General features: G+C 69.0%; 19 protein-coding genes. 12 read left to right on the plus strand and 7 right to left on the minus strand.

The window, feature by feature from the left end; translation table 11 throughout:
• Positions 1–143: 143 nt before the first annotated feature.
• From IM776_RS01600 to IM776_RS01615, 4 genes are all read left to right on the plus strand, one after another.
• Positions 144–2,600: a DUF4073 domain-containing protein gene (locus IM776_RS01600; RefSeq protein ID WP_194421349.1), complete on the plus strand. Its 2,457-nt coding sequence runs from the start codon at positions 144–146 to the stop codon at positions 2,598–2,600.
• 72 nt (positions 2,601–2,672) lie between these two features.
• Complete coding sequence (locus IM776_RS01605) at positions 2,673–3,350, plus strand: HAD family hydrolase (RefSeq protein WP_194421350.1); 678 nt, start codon at positions 2,673–2,675, stop codon at positions 3,348–3,350.
• 95 nt (positions 3,351–3,445) lie between these two features.
• Positions 3,446–3,814, plus strand: a complete 369-nt coding sequence (locus IM776_RS01610; protein WP_194421351.1) for a hypothetical protein — start codon at positions 3,446–3,448, stop codon at positions 3,812–3,814.
• Positions 3,815–3,941: 127 nt separating this feature from the next.
• On the plus strand, positions 3,942–4,952 hold the full coding sequence (locus IM776_RS01615) for a hypothetical protein (RefSeq protein ID WP_194421352.1): 1,011 nt from the start codon (positions 3,942–3,944) through the stop codon (positions 4,950–4,952).
• 62 nt (positions 4,953–5,014) lie between these two features.
• Here IM776_RS01615 and IM776_RS01620 read toward each other — a convergent pair whose 3' ends face one another.
• Both IM776_RS01620 and IM776_RS01625 read right to left on the minus strand, forming a co-directional pair.
• Entirely contained in the window at positions 5,015–5,878 is an 864-nt protein-coding gene (locus IM776_RS01620) for a VOC family protein (protein WP_228479855.1), read from the minus strand.
• A gap of 36 nt (positions 5,879–5,914) precedes the next feature.
• Positions 5,915–6,553, minus strand: coding sequence for a GntR family transcriptional regulator (locus IM776_RS01625; RefSeq protein ID WP_194421353.1), 639 nt, complete (start codon positions 6,551–6,553; stop codon positions 5,915–5,917).
• Between the two features lie 128 nt (positions 6,554–6,681).
• Here IM776_RS01625 and IM776_RS01630 point away from each other — a divergent pair, with 128 nt between their 5' ends.
• The 5 genes from IM776_RS01630 to IM776_RS01650 are packed head-to-tail and all read left to right on the plus strand — an operon-like array spanning position 6,682 to position 12,958.
• Positions 6,682–7,941, plus strand: a complete 1,260-nt coding sequence (locus IM776_RS01630) for an NRAMP family divalent metal transporter (protein WP_194421354.1) — start codon at positions 6,682–6,684, stop codon at positions 7,939–7,941.
• Positions 7,942–7,943: 2 nt separating this feature from the next.
• Positions 7,944–8,708, plus strand: a complete 765-nt coding sequence (locus IM776_RS01635) for a LamB/YcsF family protein (protein ID WP_194421355.1) — start codon at positions 7,944–7,946, stop codon at positions 8,706–8,708.
• 1 nt (position 8,709) lies between these two features.
• Entirely contained in the window at positions 8,710–9,510 is an 801-nt protein-coding gene (locus tag IM776_RS01640; RefSeq protein ID WP_228479856.1) for a putative hydro-lyase, read from the plus strand.
• Positions 9,510–11,243 carry a 5-oxoprolinase subunit B/C family protein gene (locus IM776_RS01645; protein ID WP_194421356.1) on the plus strand — a complete coding sequence of 578 codons (1,734 nt, stop codon included), beginning with the start codon at positions 9,510–9,512 and terminating at the stop codon, positions 11,241–11,243. The genes IM776_RS01640 and IM776_RS01645 overlap by 1 nt, the downstream gene beginning before the upstream one ends.
• Complete coding sequence (locus IM776_RS01650; RefSeq protein WP_194421357.1) at positions 11,243–12,958, plus strand: acetyl/propionyl/methylcrotonyl-CoA carboxylase subunit alpha; 1,716 nt, start codon at positions 11,243–11,245, stop codon at positions 12,956–12,958. The genes IM776_RS01645 and IM776_RS01650 overlap by 1 nt, the downstream gene beginning before the upstream one ends.
• Positions 12,959–12,979: 21 nt before the next feature.
• Here the strand turns inward: IM776_RS01650 and IM776_RS01655 are convergent, their stop codons facing one another.
• From IM776_RS01655 to IM776_RS15825, 5 genes are all read right to left on the minus strand, one after another.
• A complete protein-coding gene (locus IM776_RS01655; RefSeq protein ID WP_194421358.1) occupies positions 12,980–13,180 on the minus strand; it encodes a hypothetical protein in 201 nt (66 codons plus the stop codon).
• Positions 13,181–13,381: 201 nt separating this feature from the next.
• Entirely contained in the window at positions 13,382–14,722 is a 1,341-nt protein-coding gene (locus tag IM776_RS01660) for a uracil-xanthine permease family protein (protein WP_194421359.1), read from the minus strand.
• Between the two features lie 199 nt (positions 14,723–14,921).
• Positions 14,922–15,785, minus strand: a complete 864-nt coding sequence (locus IM776_RS01665) for a phosphoribosylaminoimidazolesuccinocarboxamide synthase (RefSeq protein ID WP_194421360.1) — start codon at positions 15,783–15,785, stop codon at positions 14,922–14,924.
• 101 nt (positions 15,786–15,886) lie between these two features.
• A complete protein-coding gene (locus tag IM776_RS01670; protein WP_194421361.1) occupies positions 15,887–16,258 on the minus strand; it encodes a PH domain-containing protein in 372 nt (123 codons plus the stop codon).
• A gap of 23 nt (positions 16,259–16,281) precedes the next feature.
• Positions 16,282–17,352 (minus strand): Ltp family lipoprotein, encoded by a 1,071-nt coding sequence (locus IM776_RS15825; RefSeq protein ID WP_228479857.1) that lies wholly within the window; start codon positions 17,350–17,352, stop codon positions 16,282–16,284.
• A gap of 258 nt (positions 17,353–17,610) precedes the next feature.
• On the opposite strand from IM776_RS15825, the gene IM776_RS01685 reads away from it, so the two are divergent.
• The 3 genes from IM776_RS01685 to IM776_RS01695 all read left to right on the plus strand — a co-directional run bounded on the left by IM776_RS01685 (position 17,611) and on the right by IM776_RS01695 (position 21,157).
• The gene (locus IM776_RS01685) at positions 17,611–18,876 is read left to right on the plus strand and encodes a sensor histidine kinase (RefSeq protein WP_194421362.1); all 1,266 of its coding nucleotides are present in this window, start codon (positions 17,611–17,613) and stop codon (positions 18,874–18,876) included.
• A gap of 21 nt (positions 18,877–18,897) precedes the next feature.
• On the plus strand, positions 18,898–19,581 hold the full coding sequence (locus IM776_RS01690) for a response regulator transcription factor (RefSeq protein ID WP_194421363.1): 684 nt from the start codon (positions 18,898–18,900) through the stop codon (positions 19,579–19,581).
• A gap of 73 nt (positions 19,582–19,654) precedes the next feature.
• Positions 19,655–21,157, plus strand: a complete 1,503-nt coding sequence (locus IM776_RS01695; RefSeq protein ID WP_228479858.1) for a DHA2 family efflux MFS transporter permease subunit — start codon at positions 19,655–19,657, stop codon at positions 21,155–21,157.
• The last annotated feature ends 11 nt before the right edge of the window (positions 21,158–21,168 follow it).

The raw sequence follows: 21,168 nt of genomic DNA on the forward strand, positions 1-21,168 counted from the left end.
CCGGCCGGGAGCGGGCCGGCCACACGGATGTCGTCCGGCGTTCACCTTGACGTCACGAAGCGCCGGTTCCGTCGAATCGGAGGTCAACCTCCGCGGCGCCGATGCTCCTTCGATGCCGCCTCCCTGCTCTGGAAGGAACGACCATGCACTCGCCCTCAACGCCCGCGGCACGCCGTCGCCGGGGTGCGACAGCTTTCGGCGCACTCGCCGTCTCCGGCGCACTGCTGCTGTCTCCCGCCCTCACGGCTGCGAGCGCAGAACCGGCGGCAGGCGCGGTCGCCGCTGCCGCATCCCAGTTGACGCTGGCGACCTCGACGGTCGGCGTCGGAGATTCGATCACCGCGGAGTACACCACCGACCGTCCCACCGCGAAGAACTGGGTCGCGATCTACTCGGCATCCGTCGATGCCCCGTGCTCCGGCTGCGGATTCGCGTGGGACTACGCGCCGGGCGAATCGGGCAGCGTCACGATCCCGCTCCACGACCGGTCGGGCGATCCGCTGCCGGCCGGCGACTACCGCCTCGAGTACCTGTACGACGACGGCTGGACCCGCGCCGGCGAGCCGGTCTCGTTCACGATCGAGGGCGCCGGCGCTGAGCCCGATCCGACGAAGCCTCAGCCCGGCGACCCGGACGCACCGGTCGAGATCGCCCCGGTCTCCACCGACATCTCGACCGACGGCGTCATCCACCGCGAGGGCTTCAGCCTCGAGGGCACGCCCGAAGGATGGACCGTCGAGTCCGAGACGGATGCTGCCGACTACGGTGCCTGGACTTTCAAGACGCGTGCCGACTGGACGAGCGAGGTCGACGAGATGCGCGGCCGCTTCGCCCGCCCGCTCGGCGCCCTCGCGGTCGCCGACGCGCAGCAGTCCGGCGGTGCGCTCGACACCACGCTCACCTCGGCCGCAGTGCCGGTCGACGGCCTGGCATCCGCCCGCCTCACCTTCGACAGCCACTACCGGGGAGCAGCCGGACAGTCCGGGGTCGTGCGGGTCAGCTTCGACGGTGGCGAGAGCACGGAGATCCTGCGTCTCGACTCCGAGAGCGTCGCAGACGGTTACGACGCTCGCCAGATGAACTACGCGCAGGACGTCGTCGTCGAGGTGCCGGAGGGTGCAGACGAAGCCGTCTTCTCCTGGCAGTTCACCGCCGAAGAGGGTGCTCGCTACTGGGCGATCGACTCGGTCGCCGTGCACGAGGTGCTGAAGGCGACCGACGCGACCCCGACGCAGGCCTGGGTCATGAGCGACATCCAGGGCCATCCAGGCGACTTCCAGCACGCGCTCGGCGACTACTCCGAGATCGCGCCGGAGGCCGACGGCATGCTGCTCGTCGGCGACATCGTGAACTCGGGTACGACCGGAGAATGGCAGGAGATCTATGACGTGATGGACGCGACGGCCGACATCCGTCCGCGTCAGACGATCGCCGCGAACGGCAACCATGAGCGCTATGCGGCGGGCGGCTTCGACGCCAACATGGAGCGCTTCTTCGCGTTCGCGGAGCGGGAGAAGCCGTGGGCGGAGTACGTCGTGGAGGGGCCGGCGGGCGACCTGCCGGTGATCGTCCTCGGGCAGGAGTTCGGATCGCCCACCGACGTCGCGATGTCGGATGCGCAGGTGGAGTTCTTCGAGGAGCGTCTGGCGCACTGGACCGCGCTCGACAAGCAGGTCGTGGTGATGACCCACTTCCCGCTCGGCGATACGGTCTCGGCATCCTGGATCCCCGGCTATCACGGTCATCACCAGATGAACGACCGCCTCACGAGCATCCTCGGCAACTACCCGAACGCGATCATCTTCACCGGTCACACGCACTACCCCGCCGAGCTCGGCGACTGGGCCGTGCAGCGCCGGACGGCCGACGGTCACGCAGATGGCTTCTGGGCGATCAACACGATCGCGATGCACATCGAGTGGGATGCGCGTGGCGAGAACACCGCCGGGATCACGGAGGTCACGACGCGCGACATCAACCAGGGGCTGACGCTCGACTCGTACGGCGACCGCGTCGTGGTGACGGCCTACGACTTCGCGACGGACGAGCAGCTGCGCCAGGTCGAGATTCCCAACCCGCTCGTCGCGTTCGACGGCGACGTTCGGCCGGAGACTCCGGAGCCCGGAAACCCGGAGCCCGAGGAGCCGGAGGCGCCTGCCGCGCCGTCCGAGGACGACCTGACGCCGGAACTGCGCGACGGCATCGCGATCCAGGGATCGGGCACGGTCCGTCCGGGTGAGCCGGTGATCATCGAGATGGATGCCGCATGGGCGGACGAGTCTGTGACCGGCTGGCTGTTCTCGGACCCGGTGTCGATGGGCGCGTACACGGTGCGGGCTGACGGGACGGCCGTGTTCACCGTTCCCCAGGATGCCGCGCTCGGTGCGCACCGCCTCGTCGTGACCGACAGCGAAGGGCAGGTCATCGGATGGGCTCCGGTGACCGTGGCGGCCGCGCCGGTCTCCGGCGGCGACGCGGCGGCACCCGGCGGCGACCTCGCCGTTACGGGTTCGGAAGTGCCGTGGGGCTTCGGCCTGGCGGCTGTCGCGCTGATCCTCGGCGGAATCGGGCTGGCGCTGCGCGCTCGCCGCAAGGCCTGATCCATCCCGACGCCCGGCCCCGTGCGCACCCCCCGAGCGCACGGGGCCGAGTCCTTCTCACGGAGTTCCGCAATGAACGATTCCTCTTCTGCTGTGCGTCGCCGACCCGCAGCGGTGCTGTGGGACATGGACGGCACGATCGTCGACACCGAGTCGCACTGGATCGCCGCCGCGGACGAGATCGCACGAGCGCATGGTCTCGAGCCGTCAGCGGATGCTCTCGCCGCTCTGGTCGGGACGTCTCTGATCGATGGCGTCGAGCTCATGCGCGCCTGGGGAGTCGACGCTCCGGCATCCGAGCTGATCGATCGTCATCTGGAGCTGGCGATGCGCAACACCGCGGCCGCGGGTCTCACCTGGCGGCCGGGCGCGGTCGAGATGCTGTCAGCGCTTCGGGCCGCCGCCATCCCGCTCGCGCTGGTGACGATGTCGTATCGGGAGTATGCGGACGCTGTCATCGCGGCGCTCCCGGTGGGCACGTTCGACGTCATCGTCACCGGCGATGCTGTCGAACGTGGCAAGCCGCATCCCGACGCGTATGTTCGGGCGGCGGGGCTGCTCGAGGTCGACGTGCGCGACTGCGTCGCCATCGAGGATTCACTCATCGGCCTGGCAGCCGCGCGAGCCGCGGGTGCTCACGTGATCGGCGTGCCGCACCACATCGCGATCCCGGCGGAGGCGGCGGATGCCGTCTGGCCGACGCTCGCGGGTCGTCGCCCCGGGGATCTACGGGTGCCCCTACCCCGATGACCCGTCTGAAGTGAGGACCAACGTCAGGGATGCGCACGCCGGATCTGGTGGTCGGGCTCGCACGCAACGTCCGCTGATCGGATAATCTCTGCTGCATGCGTCAGGCAGCCGGCATCGTGCTCTCCGCCGTGGCGACGGTGAGCGGGGTGATCGGGGCAGCGTGGTTCAACCTTGCCGGTCTCGGTTGGTCGGGCGGATTCTTCAAGAGGATCTACTGGGACGAGTCTGAAAGCGGGATCGGGGTCGCCTTCGGGGTCTTCGGTCTGCTGGTGTGGCTGGCGCTGCTCGGTGCTTCGTTCGCGGTGATGCGCGGCGGAGCCTCGCCGGCATCCCGTGCCGTCAGAGTCGTATCGGCGACCCTCCTCGCGATGAGCATCGGCGTGGTCGTCGTGTGCTGCGCCCTGGTGCTCGGGTGGCCCGAGCCGCCCAGCGAGTTCCCGACACCAGAGTGGGGTAGGGCCTGAGCGCCGGACCGGTACGCGGTGTGCGGGCTCTGCGAACCTGCTCCGAGTGGAGCACATCGCGGATAGTTACCGGTTCGTTGCGCCGGGCCGCCTCGGTGCATCTAACGTCGATGGTGAGGAGGGCACGATGCGACGGACTGCGGCGACCCTGTTGCTCGGCGTCGTTCTCGCGCTCGCCGGATGCGCGATCCTTCCCGGGCTCGGCCCCGATCCGCGTGTCGCCGCGACGCCCGTGTCTACGGTGACGTGCCCCGAGACATTCGCGGAAGGATACGCCGAGGCCGGGCTCGTACCCGAGGGGTTCGAAGCCGTCGCCGTGCTGCGATGCGAACCGTACGCCTCGCATCAGGACCGCGACGGGGTCTGGTCGGGGTCGCGCCTCGAGCGCTTGGAGGGAGAACTGGAACCTGTGCTCGCCGCCCTCGCGAGCCCGAGCGACCCGAGATCGAACGGGCCGTGCCCCGCCGTCGCATACCTCGCACCAGAGCTGTGGCTGGAAGGAACAAGCGGCGACGTCGTGCGCGTCGCCGTTCCTGCGGACGGATGCGGTGCGCCCAAACAGGTCGGTCTGGAGGCCGCCCTTGACACGCTCGCAGTGGCGGACGAGACGTTCACTCCCGCCTCGCTGGTCGAATCGATCGCGGCGATCCAGGCCGGCTGCGCGACACAGGCGGGGATGCTGGTGCTCGCCGGACTCGGCGAGGCGAACGGGCTGGATGCCGAACAGGTCATGCCCGAGGATGGCCAGGTCATCGGCGAGGAGCACCTCATCCCGTACGAGAGCCCGGCGTGGCCGGACGCGTCGGAGGTGACCGGGGCGCTGTTGTGCGACTACGTCACGACCGCAGTATCGGGCACAGCACCCGCGCCCGCCGGTGACGCCGGTGTGTTCGACGGAGTGCGGGAGCTGACAGCATCCGAGGCTCGAGCGGTCATCTCGGACGCACAGCTCGCTCCCGCTGCGCCGACCTGCGCCGACGTCGCGACGCGATTCGTCGTCGTGCACCTGCGCGCCGGTGAGAGCACCGCGGCCGCCTTCACCGTCGAACTCGACGGATGCCGGCGGCTGGCAGACCCGGTCTGGAACGCACACGCGGCGTCACCCGACTTGCTCGCGCTCCTGACGCCCGCAGAGTGACCCGCCTCAACACGATCCCCGCCGTGGCCTGCTCGCCGCGGCAACACTCCGGGGCGCGCCTCTCAGGCGGCGAGCTGAGCCTTGAGCGTGTTGTTCCAGGGGTCGCGGAACGTCAGCGCCTGCCCGTCGTCGGCGACCTGAGTGCCGAAGTGCGTGAGGCGCTCGTTCAGCTCGCCGAGAGCATCGGCGCTGGGCATGGCGAGGTCGACCTGGCCGAGCCCGAGCGCCGGCATCCGCGGGCCTGCGCCGCGCGAGTTCCAGACGTTCATCGCCATGTGGTGGTGGTAGCCGCCGGCGCTGACGAACAGCGCCTGATCCCCCATGGATGCCGTGGTGTCGAAGCCCAGGCGCCGCACGTAGAAGTCGCGCGCCGATGCGACATCGCCCACGGAGAGATGCACGTGGCCGATCTGCGCAGCATCCGTCGCCGTGGACCCGGCAGCGACCTCCTCGGTGAGGTGCTCCTGCAGGAACGAGTTCGGGTCGAGGTAGAGCGTCGCCATCTCGACCTGGCCGTGGGTCCACGACCATTCCGACCGGGCGCGATCCCAGTACAGCTCGATGCCGTTGCCCTCGGGGTCGGTCAGGTAGAACGCCTGGCTGACCAGGTGGTCGGCGCTGCCGGTGAAGGTCTGCGGGGCGCGCTGCGCGACCGAGTAGAGAGCGGACGCCAGCGCCGCCTGCGTCTCGAACAGGATGGCGGTGTGGAACAGGCCCGCCGAGCCGCGCGCCGCATGCTTCAGCGACGGCGAGTGCTGCAGGACGACGATCGGGATGCCGGCGCGGCCGAGCACGACGGTGTCGCCCTCGGAGCTGAGCACCTGGAGCGTGATGACGTCGCGGTAGAAGGCCGTCATCGCGTCGAGGTCGGCGACGAACAGGGTGACGGCTCCCATTGTTGTTGCCGCGGCAAGGTTTTCGTTCATGTCAGGTGAAACGTCTCCGCGCGGGATCTATTCCCGCTACCTCTTGCCCATCCGTGCGAACGCCCCGAGCACCAGCCGCTCGGACTGGATCAAGTAGTCCTCGAGGGCGTCGGCGGCGGCATCCGGCCCCTTGGTCAGCAGCGCATCGAGCACGATGCGATTCCTGCGGACGAACGGCTCGTGCAGCGCGCGCGGGTCGTCGATCTCGAGGAACACGAGCCGGAGCTCCGCGGCGAGGTTCTGGTAGGTGCGGGCCAGGCGCGGGCTGTCGGCGAGATCGATGATCGCGACGTGGAACGCCATGTTGGCGCTGCCCACGCGCTTCCACTCTTCCTGTGGCAGCCAGTGTTCCGACTCCGCGAGCGCGTCGCGCATGCGCTGCACGGCCGGATGCTCCGGCTCGCACTCGCGCATCACCGTGCACTCGATCGTGCGGCGGGCGCGGTAGATGTCGACCACGTCGGCGATCGTCGGCGCCGCGACGGAGACCCCGCGATGCGGCGTGTGCTCCAGAAGCCCCTGCTCGGCGAGCACGCGGAACGCCTCGCGGACCGTGTTGCGGGACACCTCGAACCGGCCGGCCAGCATCGCCTCGGACAGTTTCGAACCCGGCGCGAACTCGCCGTCGATGATGCTCTGCCGCAGTGCGTCAGCGAGCAGCCCCTGTTGGATCACGCCTTCATGCTAGGGGAGTGCGCGAGGTTCGTAGCATGCTGGAAACATTCTTGTAGAACAATCAGCCCCGTTCGTGTTCTACACTCGGTGTCATCCGACACCCAACAAAGACGATGGGATCCCCCTCCATGTCAGAGCAGACTCAGACCGACGCCCAGCTCGCGGCGGTGAAGAAGCGCGTAGGTCGCAGCGCCGTCATCGGCGCGATCTTCCTGATGGCCACCAGCGCCATCGGCCCCGGCTTCATCACGCAGACCGCCACCTTTACCGCCCGGATGGGTGCCGCATTCGCGTTCGCCATCCTCGTCTCGGTCCTGATCGACATCGCCGTGCAGCTGAACATCTGGCGGATGATCACCTCCTCCGGCAAGCGAGCCGGCGAGCTGGCCAACAGTGCCATCCCGTTCTCGGGCCACGTCATCGCCGTGCTCATCGTGATCGGCGGACTCGCCTTCAACATCGGCAACATCGCCGGCGGCGGACTCGGACTGAACGCCCTGCTCGGCATCGACCCGAAGATCGGCGGCCTGGTCACCGGCGCCCTCGCGATCATCATCTTCCTCATCAAGAAGGCCGGCCGCGTCATGGACATCGTCCTCGTGGTCCTCGGCATCGGCATGATCGGCATGACCGTGGCCGTCGCGATCATGTCGCAGCCACCGATCGGCGACGCGCTGCGCCAGACGTTCGTGCCCGACGAGCTGAACTTCGCCACCATCACGACGATCGTCGGCGGCACCGTCGGCGGCTACATCACCTACTCCGGCGCGCACCGCTATCTCGACTCAGGGCACGTCGGCCCCGACCAGGCGGGCCCCGTGATGCGCGCCGCCGCGAACGGCATCCTCATCACCGGCATCATGCGCTACGTGCTCTTCCTCGCGATCCTCGGCGTCGTGGCATCCGGCGTGACGCTCGACCTCACCACTCAGGCAGCCAACCCGGCCGGCCAGGCGTTCGGCGCAGTCCTGGGAGATGCGGGCCTGCGGATCTTCGGCGCGATCTTCTGGGCTGCGGCGCTCAGCTCCGTGATCGGCGCCGCGTACACGTCGGCGACGTTCCTCTCCACCTTCCACAAGCGCTTCCTCGGCGGCTGGTCGCTGCAGTGGGCGACCGTGATCTTCATCGTCGTCTCGCTGATCATCTACCTGCTCATCGGCACGGCCCCCGCCGCGATCCTCGTCTTCGTCGGCGGCTTCAACGGACTGATCCTGCCCATCGGACTGACCGTGTTCATGTACATCGGCTGGTTCCGCCGCGACCTGCTCGGCACGCGCAAGTACCCGCTGTGGCTGCTCATCGCCGGCACGCTGGTGACCCTGCTGACCTGGTACATGGGTATCGTCTCGGTCGGACCCATCTTCGCCTTCCTCGGAATCGGAGCCTGACAATGCCCATGATCGACCTGAACTCCGACCTCGGCGAGAACGTCCCCGACCGGGTCGTCAGCGACGATGCGGCGATGCTCGAGATCGTCACCAGCGCGAACGTGTCATGCGGGTTCCACGCAGGCAGCCCCGAGGGCATCCGCGCTACCCTCGCCGCGGCCGTGCGGGGCGGCGTCGTGATCGGTGCCCACCCCGGCTACCGCGACTACGAGAACTTCGGACGCACGAAGGTCGACATCGACTCGGCGACGCTGCAGGCGCACGTCGAATACCAGCTCGGTGCGCTGATCGGTCTGACCTCGGCGGTCGGCGGGACGGTCGCCTACGTCAAGCCGCACGGCGCGCTCTACAACACGATCGCCCGCGACGAGCGGCAGTCGAAGGACGTGGTCGCGGCGATCAAGGCGATCGATCCGAATCTGGTGCTGCTCGGTCTCGCCGGCGGCGTCGTGCTCGAGGTCGCTGCGAAGGCCGGGCTCGACGTCGCCGCCGAGGCGTTCGCCGATCGCGCCTACCAGCCGGACGGGCAGCTCGTCTCCCGCACCGACGAGGGCGCGGTGCTGCACGATCCCGCGGCGGTCGCCGAGCGCATGGTGCGCCTCGCCGATGCGGGCGTGATCCGCGCGATCGACGGTACGGACGTGCGCGTCGACGCGCAGTCGATCTGCGTGCACGGTGACAGCCCCGGGTCGGTTGCCATGGCCGCCGAGACGAAGCGGATGCTGCAGGACGCCGGCATCACGATCGCACCCTTCGCGACGGCCTGACATGTCCGTGACCGCAACCCCCGACCAGCTCGCCGCCGCCCGCGCCGCGCGTCAGGCGTACCGCGAAGGCCTGGCCGAGCCGACCAGCGGCGTCGCCGCAGGACTCACGCAGGCCAACCTCATCGCGGTGCCCGCGGACTGGGCGTTCGAGACCCTCCTGTACGCGCAACGCAATCCCAAGCCGTGCCCGGTGCTGGAGGTGATCGAGCACGGGCAGATCGAATCCGTGCTCGCACCCGGCAGCGACATCCGCACTGACATCGGCAGCTACCGCATCTGGCGCGACGGCGAACTGACCGAGGAGGTCACCGACGCACGACCGGCCTGGGAGGAGCATCCCGACCTCGTCGCCTTCCTGATCGGATGCAGCTTCACGTTCGAGACCGGGCTGGTCGACGCCGGCATCCCGATCCGCCACCAGGAACTCGGACGCAACGTGCCGATGTACCGCACGAACATCGACTGCACGCCCGCCGGCCGCGTGCGCGGCGAGATGGTCGTATCGATGCGGCCGATCCCGGCAGGGCGAGTGGCGGATGCCGTGCAGATCTCCGGCCGCACGCCGGCGGTGCACGGCGCTCCGGTGCACGTCGGCGACCCGGGCTCGCTCGGCATCGCCGACCTCGCGCGTCCGGACTTCGGCGATGCGCCCGAGGTGCGCGAAGGCGAGATCCCGGTGTTCTGGGCCTGCGGGGTCACTCCGCAGGCGGCGATCATGGCGTCCAAGCCCCCGTTCGCCGTCACGCACGCGCCCGGGTACATGTTCATCACCGATGTGCCCGACGCGGAGCACATCGTCTGATGCGCATCCTCACGGCATCCGACCGGTCGCTCCTGGTCGAGGCGGCCGACCTCGACGAGGCGATGCGCCTGAACCTCGCGTGGGACGGCGTGCCGGGCATCGTCGAGCGCATCCCCGGCGCGCGCACCGTGCTCGTGCGGTTCGACCCGGTGCGAACGTCGGCGCGCGAGCTCGCTTCGGTGCTGTCGGCGACCTCGGTGGATGCCGAGCACGTGCCGCACACGCGTGAGGTCACGGTGCCGGTGCGCTACGACGGCGAGGATCTTTCCGAAACTGCCGGACTGCTCGGCGTCTCGGCGGACGAGCTCGTGAACCGGCACCTCGCCGCAGACTGGCAGGTCGCCTTCTCGGGCTTCGCGCCGGGATTCGGGTATGTGGTCAGCAGCGACCCGCTGTTCGACGTGCCGCGCAGGTCGTCGCCGCGCACCCGCGTGCCGGCGGGATCCGTCGCGCTCGCCGGAGCCTTCACGGGCGTGTACCCGCGCGAGAGCCCCGGCGGCTGGCAGCTCATCGGACGCACGGATGCCGTCATGTGGGACATCGACCGCGATCCGCCCGCGCTGCTGGCGCCGGGGACGTCGGTGCGGTTCGAACGTGCTGCTCGTGATCGCTTCGCGATGGATGGTCGGAGCGAGGTTACGGAGGAGCGGCTTCGACTCGCTTCACTCGCTCAGCCCGTTTCGTCTCCGGCTGCTGCGCAGCCTGCGCTCAACGACCCGCAGAACTCCCGCGGGGCGTTCAGCTCCCCGACGGATGCTTCCCCACGCGGGTCGTTGAGCGAGCGAAGCGAGACGAAACGGGTTGAGCGAGCCGAAGGCGAGTCGAAGCCTCCCTCTTTCGAGCCGCCTCCTCCCTCCCTCGAAATCGTCAAGCCCTCGATGCAGCTGCTGGTTCAGGATGCCGGGCGCCCCGGCCACGCGGCCCTCGGCGTCTCGGCATCCGGGGCTGCCGACCGCACCGCCATGCGCGATGCGAACCTCGCAGTCGGCAACGAGCGGGATGCCGCGGTGCTGGAGAGCGTCGGCGGCGCGACGCTGCGCTTCCTCGGCGAGGGCGTCGCCGTCGTCACCGGCGCTATCGGCGACCTCACGCTGACCGAGGCGAACGGGGTCGTGCGCAGCATCCCGCACGGGGTGCCGTTCGCCACGGTCGACGGCGACGAACTGCAGCTCGCGCGTCCGGCCCGCGGCCTGCGCTATGTCATCGGCGTCCGCGGCGGCGTTGCCGCGGCATCGTCTCTCGGCAGTCGCGCCAGCGACACTCTCGCAGGCCTCGGGCCCGATCCGCTCCTAGCCGGCGACGTCGTCGCGATCGGCGACGCCCCCGCACGCGCGGTCGATCCAGTCGCACAGGTGCGGGAGTTCCCGGCATCCGGCGAGCTCGTCGAGCTCGACATCACTCTTGGCCCGCGGGACGACTGGTTCACGGCATCCGCTCTCGAGACCCTCACGACGCAGGAGTGGGTCGTCACGCCGCGCTCCGATCGCGTCGGCATCCGCCTGCATGGCGACGTGCCTCTGGAACGCGCCACGCAGGGTGAGCTGCCCAGCGAGGGCGCGGTGACCGGCGCGATCCAGGTGCCCGCCGACGGACAGCCCGTGCTGTTCCTGCCCGATCACCCGCTCACCGGCGGCTACCCGATCATCGGCGCGCTCACGGATCGCTGCCTCGATCTCGCCGCCCAGCTGCCTCCGGGCGTCCGTATCCGCTTCCGCATCGAAGAAGGACACTAATGAAGAAGGTACTGATCGCCAACCGCGGCGAGATCGCAGTGCGCGTGATCCGCGCGTGCGCCGAGGCCGGATACACCTCCATCGCCGTCTATGCCGATCAGGATGCCGAGGCGCTTCACGTGCGCCTTGCGGATGCGGCAGTGGGGCTCCGCGGTGCGACTGCCGCGGACACGTACCTGTCGATCTCCGCCCTGCTCGAGGCAGCGCACGCTTCGGGAGCCGACGCCGTGCACCCCGGGTACGGATTCCTCTCCGAGAGCGCCGCGTTCGCGCGCGCAGTGGAGGATGCCGGGCTCACGTGGATCGGCCCGTCGCCCGACAGCATCGACGCTCTGGGCGACAAGATGACCGCCCGTCGCATCGCGCAGAAGGTGGGTGCGCCGCTCGCCGCCGGAACCGACCAGCCGCTCTCGGGCCCGGCCGAGGCCGTCGCCTTCGCCGAGGAGCACGGCGTGCCGATCGCCATCAAGGCCGCGTACGGCGGCGGCGGGCGCGGCATCAAGGTGGTGCGCGAGCTGTCCGAGGTCGCAGAGGCCTTCGACGCCGCGACCCGCGAGGCGATCGTGGCGTTCGGACGCGGCGAGTGCTTCGTCGAGAGGTTCCTGGAGAGCCCACGGCACATCGAGGTGCAGGTCCTCGGTGACGGACACGGCGGCGTCGTCGCGGTCGGCGACCGGGACTGCTCGATGCAGCGCCGCAACCAGAAGCTCATCGAGGAGGCGCCGGCTCCCGGTCTGACCGACGATCAGCGTTCGGAGCTTCACGAAGCGGCGCGGCGGATCTGCGCCGAGGTGTCCTATCGCGGCGCCGGCACGGTCGAGTTCCTGCTCGCCGCCGACGGCACGATCTCGTTCCTCGAGGTGAACACGCGGCTGCAGGTGGAGCATCCGGTGACCGAGGAGGTCACCGGCGTCGACCTCGTGCGCGAGCAGTTCCGCATCGCGGAGGGCCTCGGGGTCTCGTTCGACGGGACGCCGGAACCGCGCGGGCACGCGTTCGAGTTCCGCATCAACGCCGAGGATCCGGGGCGCGGATTCCTGCCGAGCCCCGGTCTGGCCGAGTCGCTGCGGATCCCCGGCGGGCCCGGGGTCCGCTGGGACAGCGGGATCGAGGCGGGGGATGCCGTGCAGCCCGCGTTCGACTCGATGATCGCGAAGCTCATCGTGTACGCCGACACCCGGGATGCCGCGCTAGTGCGCGCGCGTCGTGCGCTGCGTGAGCTTGAGGTGTCAGGCCCCGCGACGGTGATCCCGTTCGCGCGGCTGGCCGTCGATGAGCCCGAATTCGCGACGGAGACGTTCGGAGTGCACACGCAGTGGATCGAGAGCACGCTGCTGCCTCGTCTCGAGCCGCAGTTGCGTCCGGCGCCGCTCGAGGATGCCGGTCTGCACCGCTTCGGCGTCGAGATCGACGGGCGCCGGGTGGTGCTCGGGGTGCCGGCGGCGCTGCTGCGCGGGTTCGCCGCTTCCTCTGGCGGTGAGGCTGCGTCGGCCGTGTCGGCTGACCCGGCTGAACTGCGTGCTCCTGCTCCGGGCAGCCTCGTGCGCTGGCTCGCCGACGACGGCGCCTCGGTCGAGGCGGGGGATGCCATCGCCGTGCTCGACGCGATGAAGATGGAGACCCAGGTCACCGCGCATCGCGCCGGAACCCTGTCGCACGCGGCATCCGCCGGCGACATGGTTGGTGCGGACGCCGTCATCGGGCGAATCGGCTGACGCCGCGGCATCCGGTCAGCGTCAGCGGCGAATCGAGCGGATCGCGGCGATCAGGATGCCGAAGGCGAAGACCGGGACGGCGGCGAAGATGGAACGCCAGTTGCCGTTGAGCAACGGGTAGCCAATTGCCACGATCACACCGACCGCGAAGATCGCGATGATGATGACGCGCCACAGCGTGTCGGTCTTGGGCCTGGCCGTGGTCGGTGTCGGGTCGCTCATGAATGCACTCTCAATCCGGTCGATTCAGACACGGTATCGTCCCGGCTCACGCGGCATGTCTCACCAGTGGTGGGTCTGCTGCGAATGACGTCACCATATGTGCGACAGGACGAAGGCGGGGTGTCGCAGAAACGGCGGGTCCGGGTGCCGGTAACCCGCCGTTTCTGTGAAATGCCCCTGCGCGTGCAGGGACGGCGGTGCCTACTCCGGGTCGCCGCCGAGCGGCCCGACGGCGGGGATGGGGCCACCGTCGTCCGCGCCGGTCTTGCGGGCGCGGGCGATCGCGTTGCCCAGGTGGTAGATCAGCAGGGCTGCGACCGTGCCGAGCACGATGGCGCCGAGCTGGAACGCGCCCCAGCTCATCGCGAAGCCGCCGACGGCGATCACGAACGACACCGCGACGGTGTACTGGTTGACCGGGCGCGAGAAGTCCACGCGGTTGTCGACCCAGATCTTGATGCCGATGACGCCGATCAGGCCGTACAGCGCGGTCGTGACGCCGCCGAGCACCCCGGGCGGGATGGTGTTGAAGATGACGCCGATCTTGGGCGAGAAGGCGAGGAGGATCGCGGCGAAGCCCGCCACCCAGTACGCGGCGGTCGAGTAGACGCGAGTCGCCGCCATCACGCCGATGTTCTCGCCGTAGGTGGTGGTCGCCGAACCGCCGAAGCCGCCGGCGAGCGTGGTGGCGAGCCCGTCCGCGACGAGCGCACGCCCGGTGTGCTTGTTGATCGAGGGGTCGTTCGTCATGGTCGCGACACCGCGCACGTGGCCGACGTTCTCGGCGATGAGTACGAGCACGACCGGCAGGAACATCGGCACATAGGCCCAGGCCATCGGGTCGGTGACGGCGGCGAGGTGGAAGTCGGGCAGGCCGATCCATGCGGCCTCGGCCACGCCGTCGAACTTCACCTGTCCGGTGAAGATGGCCACGACGTAGCCGACGATCACGCCCAGGAAGATCGAGATGCGGCCGAGGAATCCGCGGAACAGCACGCTGAACAGCACCACCGCGATGAGCGTCACCGAGGCGAGTTCGGGCTGCAGGGTGAAGTTGTTCCAGGCGGCGGGCGCGAGGTTGAAGCCGATCAGGGCGACGATGGACCCGGCGACCACCGGAGGCATGAAGCGGTCGATCCAGCCGACGCCGACGGCCTGGACCAGGAAGCCGATGCCCGCCAGCAGCACGCCGACGACGAGCACCCCGACGAGCGCCTGCGTGATCTGCTGGGCCGTCTCGAGCGACTGACCGGCGTTGATCGCGGTGATCGGCGCGAGGAAAGCGAACGACGAGCCGAGGTAGCTGGGCAGGCGATTGCGGGTCAGCAGCAGGAACAGCAGCGTGCCCACGCCCGAGAACAGCAGCGTCGTGGATACCGGGAACCCGGTGATGATCGGGACGAGGAAGGTCGCGCCGAACATGGCGACCACGTGCTGCGCGCCGATGGCGAAGGTCGCGGGCCAGTTCAGTCGCTCTTCGGGCCGGACGACTTCGTCGGGTGCGACGTTGCGGCCATCGCCGTGAATCTTCCACAGGGGCATGCGGGGGCTCCTCGAATTCGGGGTGGGATGCTGGAGAAACACTATCGATTACTGAGTGTTCGCCGGGTGCGGGCGCGGCGGCCCAGCCGGGGCGCGACAGTCTGGGGGCCGCAACGACGGATGTCGGACGCATCGGCCTGAGGCGACCCGCGTGTCGTGGAGTGGGCCCCGTGGTGTCGGGCCGTGGCTGTGAGGCGACCTACGCGGTCAGGCGTGCGATGAGCTCGCGATACCGGTCGGCGGTGCGCTCGACGACCTCTTCCGGCAGCGCCGGCGGCTCGCCCTGCTTGTCCCAGTTCGACGCGAGCCAGTCGCGGACGATCTGCTTGTCGAAGCTCGCCATCCGCTCGGACGGCGTCGAGCCGGACTCCCACGTGGCGGCATCCCAATAGCGGGACGAGTCGCTCGTGAGCACCTCGTCGGCGACGCGCAGGATGCCGTCGGCATCCGTCCCGAACTCGAACTTGGTGTCGGCGAGGATGAGGCCGTGCGCCTCGGCGATCGTGGCGGCGCGCGCGTACAGAGCCAGCGAGGTGTCGCGCAGCTCGGCGGCGCGCTCGGCTCCCACGAGCTCGACGGTCTTCTCGAACGTGATGTTCTCGTCGTGCTCGCCCATCGGTGCCTTGTACGCCGGGGTGAACAGCGGCTCCGGCAGGCGGTCGCCGTTTTCGAGGCCCATCGGCAGCGGGATGCCGCAGACCGTGCCGCTCTCCTGGTACTCGGCCCAGCCCGAACCGGTGATGTAGCCGCGCACGACGCACTCGATCGGCAGCATCTCCAGCGACTGCGCGAGCATCGCCCGGTCCGCGACGATCTCGGGGATCTCACCCTCGGCGAGATGGTTCGGGAACTCGCTCAGCTGCTCGAACCACCAGCGGCTCAGCTGCGTGAGCAGGGCCCCCTTGTCGGTGATGCCGGGGGAGAGCACGAAGTCGAAGGCACTGACCCGGTCGGATGCCACGACGAGGATTCGGGTGTCCGCGGGATCTTCGGAGGCGTACAGATCGCGGACCTTGCCGGAGTAGAGATGACGCCAGCCGGGGATCTGAAGAGGGGAGCTCACGAAGCTATCATCCCACCGGATCGGTACCCCCAAAGCGCTGGCGACATGCCGACGTGGGGCGGGGTTCCCCAAACCCCGCCCCACGCTCCCACGTCCCCAGCTCAGTGGGAGTTCAGCACCGCCCACGCGATCAGGCTGTCGATGCGTCGAACATCGGCGCCTTTCGCCAGCTTGACCTTGATGTGGCCGGCCTTGGTCCAAAGCTCGACTTCGGAATTCCAATCGAGCGTTCCCGCGTTCTCGGAAGACCACATCAGGATCGAGCTGTACGGCAACGAGTAGATCTCCACCTTCTTGCCGGTGATGCCCTGAGCGTCGCGCACGATGAGTCGTTTCGTGGTGAACGTCGCCGAATCGCGGAACGTCTTGAAGGAGGTGATCGCCTCCTCCCCTTGGGCGAGCAACGCGTGGACGTCGGGCGGGACGGGGATTTCCTGCTGGAGGGTCCAGCTCAGCATGGCGCCGGTTTCCATATCGATCCTTTCGGTGCGGAGGCTCAGTAGCCGACTTCGGTGAGAGCGAACTCGATCTGTTCCGGGGTGAAATCCTCGAAGGCCAGCTGGTCGTAGAGGCCTTGACGTGAGAACGACGAATAGTCGAGGTATGACTGAGCCTTCTGGGCGGCCTCCGCGTTCCAGTCCGCCCCAGCGTTGTCCGCACCGAACGTCGCGAGCTCGGTGGAGTACCCCTCGAACTCCAGCTGGCCGATGAGACCAGCGCGCGAGAATCCTGAGTAGTCGAGGTAGCTCTGCGCTTGATCGACCGCGTTCTGCTGCTCGAGGGACAGTTTCGGCTTCGGGGGCTCGACCGTGATGACCACCTCAGTGCCCTCTTCGACCTTCTCCCCGGCGGCGACAGATTGTGTTGCGATCACCGAGTCATCGTTCGCGTCCGCCGGCGCAGTGAACACGAGGCCGTACGCCTCGGCGATCGGTTGCGAAACGCTGATCGGCGTGCCGATCATGTCGGGCACCACCACGACATCCGGTTCGGGCGCGGCTTCCTCCGCCTCCTCGTCGGTCTGCGCCGGAGCCGCTACGGTCGGCTTGTCGAGTGCGGAGGAGTCCGGGGCCTGAGATGCGCCGATGCCGCCGGTGGCGATGCTGCTGATGAGGCTGATGAGAACCAGCGCTCCGGTGACGATCCAGGCGACCTTCTTGTGCTGTTCGTAGCCGGTGAGCGCGCGCCCCTTTGCGTCGCGCGCGGAGTTCGTGAGCACAAGAATCAGGTCCACAAGCCACCAGATGCCCGCGCCGCCGAGCGTGACGAGCTTCAGCATGCCGGTGCCGACCTTTCCGAGGTAGAACCGGTCGATTCCGAACAGGCCGAGGAAGAAGGCCAGCAGCCAGGTAGCGAGGAATGATTTGCCGTCCTCCGCGGTCGGAGGGCCACCCGCCGGAGCTTGCGCTCCGTATGACGGACCGGCCGGTCCGCCTGGGGGTGTGGCGGAGGCGAGCGGCGCGGTCGGCATCGGGACGGGCGTCGTCGCGGTGGGCGAAGAGGGTGCGACGGGCGGAACCGCGCCCGGAGGCGGTGGAGGGGTCGGGCTGGTGTTCTCGTAGCTCATGTGATCGTCTTTCGTCGGGCGCAGCACGCTTCGGGGGGCGTGCTACGCGGTAGCCGATGCCTCAGGGTGGCACCGATGCAACTGCATGGATCTGGTTGTATCAGCCGCCACGGACAAGGCAGCTGTCATTCATCGTGACGCTCTCCGCTGGCGACGCGGACCTGCCATCCGGGTAGAGCTTCCTCCGCCGTTCGGGGGAGATGCATTCGCCCGAGCGGCGCTCGCGGATGCTGACCGCCGGGCTCTACTCTCGGAATCGTGACCTACGTGAGCGCTCCCGACGATCGACGACCGGCCGAGCGCGCACTGTCTGCAGCGGGCGTTCTCGTGCTCTTCGTCGTGGGCGCCCTGATAGACATCTGCGCCGTGATCAACGTGCCGGGCGCCGCTGCCTTCACGGTCGGCGCGGAACAGAGGGTGTCGGTGACGCCGCTCGGCACCGTGCTCGCCCTGGTCGCTTTGGCCGCCTGGTCCAGCGCCTGTTGGCTCCGTCGCCGCCCGCTGATCCCGCTGATCGCAGGCGCCGCCATCAGCCTTGTCGGGATGTCGTACGCGTTGTTGCTCATCGCGGCTGTCGCCTGCATTGCGCGGTTCCCCCAGCGCACGCGAGTGATCAGCATCGCCGTGGCGGCATCGGTCGCCTTCCATGTGATCCGTGAGACTGTGACCCCCTGGGGGGCGGCGCTTCCCTGGCTCTTCACGAGTCGGACGGATGCGCAGTTCGAACCGGCGTGGGTCATCGCCCCGTCGGTCTTGGCGGTCGTCTCGCTCTCGGCCGCAGCTGCCGTGGTGCTCACGACACGTGCTCGGGTCAGCGCTCACCAGAGCGAGGCGCGCGCACAGCATGAGCATCGCCGCGCGGACGCGCTCACCGAACAGACGGTACGGCAGGCCGAGCGCGAACGCGTCGCGCGCGACATGCACGATGCCCTCGCGCACCGTCTCTCGGTCGTGTCGCTGCACGCTGGAGCCCTCGAGGCGGCCGCCTCGGCAGGCGGCGCCGCCATGGCCGGTTCGCCGACGGGTGAGATCGCACGCACAGTGCGCGAGCAGACCCATGCCGCGCTGGAGGACATGCGAGGGCTCATAGGCGACCTGCGTCGCGGCGACACCGCCGCGGCGAGCGCGCCGGCCTCCATGCGGGGGATCGGATCACTGCTCTCCGACCTGCATGCGAGCGGCGCATCAACACGGTCTTATGTCGTGATCGAATCGCCTGAGCGTGCGGGGGCGTTGTTCGACAGCGCCGTATTCCGCATCGTGCAGGAGGCGCTCACCAACGCGATCAAACACGCGATTGGAGCAGTCATCGACGTCTACGTGCACGTGGATCCGCAGAGCGGTGCTCGCGTCCGCGTGGCGAATCCGGTCGAAGCATTCGCCCCGAGTCCTGTTCCGGGTGGCGGCAACGGAACGTTGGGCATCCGCGAGCGTGTGGCCGTCCTGGGCGGTGAGGTCTGGATCGGCGAGTACGAGGGGTCGTTCATCGTCGACGTGACGCTGCCGTGGCAGGAACGCGGCTGAGGCGGTCGCTAAGCTCGGGGCGTGGCCAACGCTGACGTCCCTTCCCCCGTGCGCGTGCTGGTCGTCGACGATGAGCCGCTCATCCGCAGCGGCTTCCGCTTCGTGCTCGCGGTGGATACTGCGATCGAGGTGATCGGCGAGGCGGCCGACGGCGCGGCTGCCGTGGATTTCGTCCGCGCCCACCGTCCGGATGTCGTGCTCATGGACGTGCGGATGCCGGGAGTCGGCGGCCCGGAGGCGACGGCCGCGATCGTAGCCCAGTCGGAGGCTCGCGTGCTGGCGATGACGAGCATCGACGCCGAGGACCAGCTGCTGCGGATGCTGTCGGCCGGGGCCAGCGGCTACCTGCTGAAGGATGAACCACCCGCGCGGATCGCCGATGCCGTATTGCGCACCGCCGCAGGTGACACGGTCGTTTCAGGTCGAAGCACCGCGCAGCTCGTGCGCAGAGCGGTCGAGGCCGAAGGCGGCACCGGCCGTCGTGCGGCTGAGAAGCGGGTCGCGGTGCTCACCGGGCGAGAACGCGACGTCGCACAGGGTGTCGCCCGCGGGGAGACGAACCAGGAGATCGGCTCGGCGCTCCACGTCTCCGCAGGTACCGTCAAAACCCATCTCGAACAGGTGTTCGCCAAGCTCGGCGTCCGAAGTCGCGTTCAAGTGGGCATCATCCTGGAGCGCGCTGGTCTGGGGCCGGCAGACCTCTGACGAGCGGCCGTCCTCTCAGCCGCGGATGCCACCGCGCCGTCGGGGTGTCGCTGCCCGGGTGTAGCGTTGCCGGGTGACCGACGCCAGTACAGCTCGCGCAGCATCTCCGCAGACCGACGAACGCAGCCCGTGGCCAGCGCTGTGGGCGCTCGTCATCGGGTTCTTCATGATTCTCGTCGACACGACGATCGTCGGCGTCGCGAACCCGGCGATCAAAGCGGCGCTCGACCCGTCGTCGCCGAACCTCGACCGCGTCGTGTGGGTGACCAGCGCGTACCTGCTCGCGTACGCCGTGCCGCTGCTGATCACCGGGCGTCTCGGTGACCGCTTCGGACCGAAGAACCTCTACCTCATAGGCCTGGCGATCTTCACGCTCTCCTCGCTGTGGTGCGGACTGTCCACCACTCTCGATGGACTCATCTGGGCGCGCGCCGCCCAGGGGCTGGGCGCCGCGCTGCTGACACCGCAGACGATGGCCGTGATCACGCGCACCTTCCCGCCCGAGCGACGTGGTGCGGCCATGGGACTGTGGGGCGCGGCATCCGGTGTCGCCATGCTGGTCGGTCCGCTCGCGGGCGGCTTCCTCGTCGACGGCCTCGGCTGGGAATGGATCTTCTTCATCAACCTGCCCGTCGGCGTCGTCGGGTTCGTCCTCGCCTGGATCCTCGTGCCGAAGCTCGAGACGCATTCGCACCGCTTCGACATCCCCGGGGTCTTCCTCAGCGCGATCGCGATGTTCCTGATCGTCTTCGGCCTGCAGGAGGCCGAGACCTACGACTGGGGCGTCATCTGGGGGCCGGTCTCGGTATGGAGCCTGATCATCTCCGGCGTCGTCGTGCTGGCGCTGTTCCTCTGGTACCAGGCCCGCACCAAGAACGAGCCGCTGGTGCCGCTCGGCCTGTTCCGCAACCGAAACTTCGCGTGGTCGAACATCACGATCGCCATCGTCGGCTTCACGGTGACGGCGCAGGGGCTGCCGCTGATGTTCTTCCTCCAGCTCGCCCGCGGACTCACCCCGACCGAGTCGGCGCTGCTGCTGATCCCGATGGCACTCGCCGCCGGAATCGTGTCGCCGTTCGCCGGCAAGCTCCTCGACCGCATCGACCCTCGGATCATGCTCGTTCCCGGCCTGCTGCTGGTCGCGATCTCGCTGTTCCTGTTCGCGGTGATGATGAATACCGACACCCCCGTCTTGTGGATGCTGGTCCCGTCGCTGATCCTCGGCTTCGGCAACGCCGGCATGTGGGGTCCGCTCGCGACGACGGCGACCCGTGACCTGCCGATGCACCAGGCCGGCGCCGGTTCGGGCATCTACAACACCATGCGCACGATCGGATCCGTGCTCGGCTCCGCCGCGATCGCCGCCTTCATGCAGAGCCGCCTGGTCGCGAACCTGCCGGGTGCCGGCGACGCGACCGGCGGGTTCGGCGAGGGGGCGCTGCCGGATGCCGTCGCCGCTCCCTTCGCGGATGCCATGGCCCAGACGATGCTGATGCCCGCGGCGGTCATCCTCCTGGGGGTGGTCGCGGTGCTCTTCCTGCGGCGGCCCGCGCACCTCGGGGCGCGGAAGAAGTAGCGACGGTTTGC

It is taken from the genome of Microbacterium abyssi (assembly GCF_015277895.1).
Lineage (GTDB): Bacteria > Actinomycetota > Actinomycetes > Actinomycetales > Microbacteriaceae > Microbacterium > Microbacterium abyssi.

What these genes read in the sequence shown, in the direction of transcription:
- IM776_RS01600 (WP_194421349.1), top strand. Translation starts at nt 144, where the DNA reads ATGCACTCGCCCTCAACGCCCGCGGCACGCCGTCGCCGGGGTGCGACA.
- IM776_RS01605 (WP_194421350.1), top strand. Translation starts at nt 2,673, where the DNA reads ATGAACGATTCCTCTTCTGCTGTGCGTCGCCGACCCGCAGCGGTGCTG.
- IM776_RS01610 (WP_194421351.1), top strand. Translation starts at nt 3,446, where the DNA reads ATGCGTCAGGCAGCCGGCATCGTGCTCTCCGCCGTGGCGACGGTGAGC.
- IM776_RS01615 (WP_194421352.1), top strand. Translation starts at nt 3,942, where the DNA reads ATGCGACGGACTGCGGCGACCCTGTTGCTCGGCGTCGTTCTCGCGCTC.
- IM776_RS01620 (WP_228479855.1), bottom strand. Translation starts at nt 5,878, where the DNA reads ATGAACGAAAACCTTGCCGCGGCAACAACAATGGGAGCCGTCACCCTG.
- IM776_RS01630 (WP_194421354.1), top strand. Translation starts at nt 6,682, where the DNA reads ATGTCAGAGCAGACTCAGACCGACGCCCAGCTCGCGGCGGTGAAGAAG.
- IM776_RS01635 (WP_194421355.1), top strand. Translation starts at nt 7,944, where the DNA reads ATGCCCATGATCGACCTGAACTCCGACCTCGGCGAGAACGTCCCCGAC.
- IM776_RS01640 (WP_228479856.1), top strand. Translation starts at nt 8,710, where the DNA reads ATGTCCGTGACCGCAACCCCCGACCAGCTCGCCGCCGCCCGCGCCGCG.
- IM776_RS01645 (WP_194421356.1), top strand. Translation starts at nt 9,510, where the DNA reads ATGCGCATCCTCACGGCATCCGACCGGTCGCTCCTGGTCGAGGCGGCC.
- IM776_RS01650 (WP_194421357.1), top strand. Translation starts at nt 11,243, where the DNA reads ATGAAGAAGGTACTGATCGCCAACCGCGGCGAGATCGCAGTGCGCGTG.
- IM776_RS01655 (WP_194421358.1), bottom strand. Translation starts at nt 13,180, where the DNA reads ATGAGCGACCCGACACCGACCACGGCCAGGCCCAAGACCGACACGCTG.
- IM776_RS01660 (WP_194421359.1), bottom strand. Translation starts at nt 14,722, where the DNA reads ATGCCCCTGTGGAAGATTCACGGCGATGGCCGCAACGTCGCACCCGAC.
- IM776_RS01670 (WP_194421361.1), bottom strand. Translation starts at nt 16,258, where the DNA reads ATGGAAACCGGCGCCATGCTGAGCTGGACCCTCCAGCAGGAAATCCCC.
- IM776_RS15825 (WP_228479857.1), bottom strand. Translation starts at nt 17,352, where the DNA reads ATGAGCTACGAGAACACCAGCCCGACCCCTCCACCGCCTCCGGGCGCG.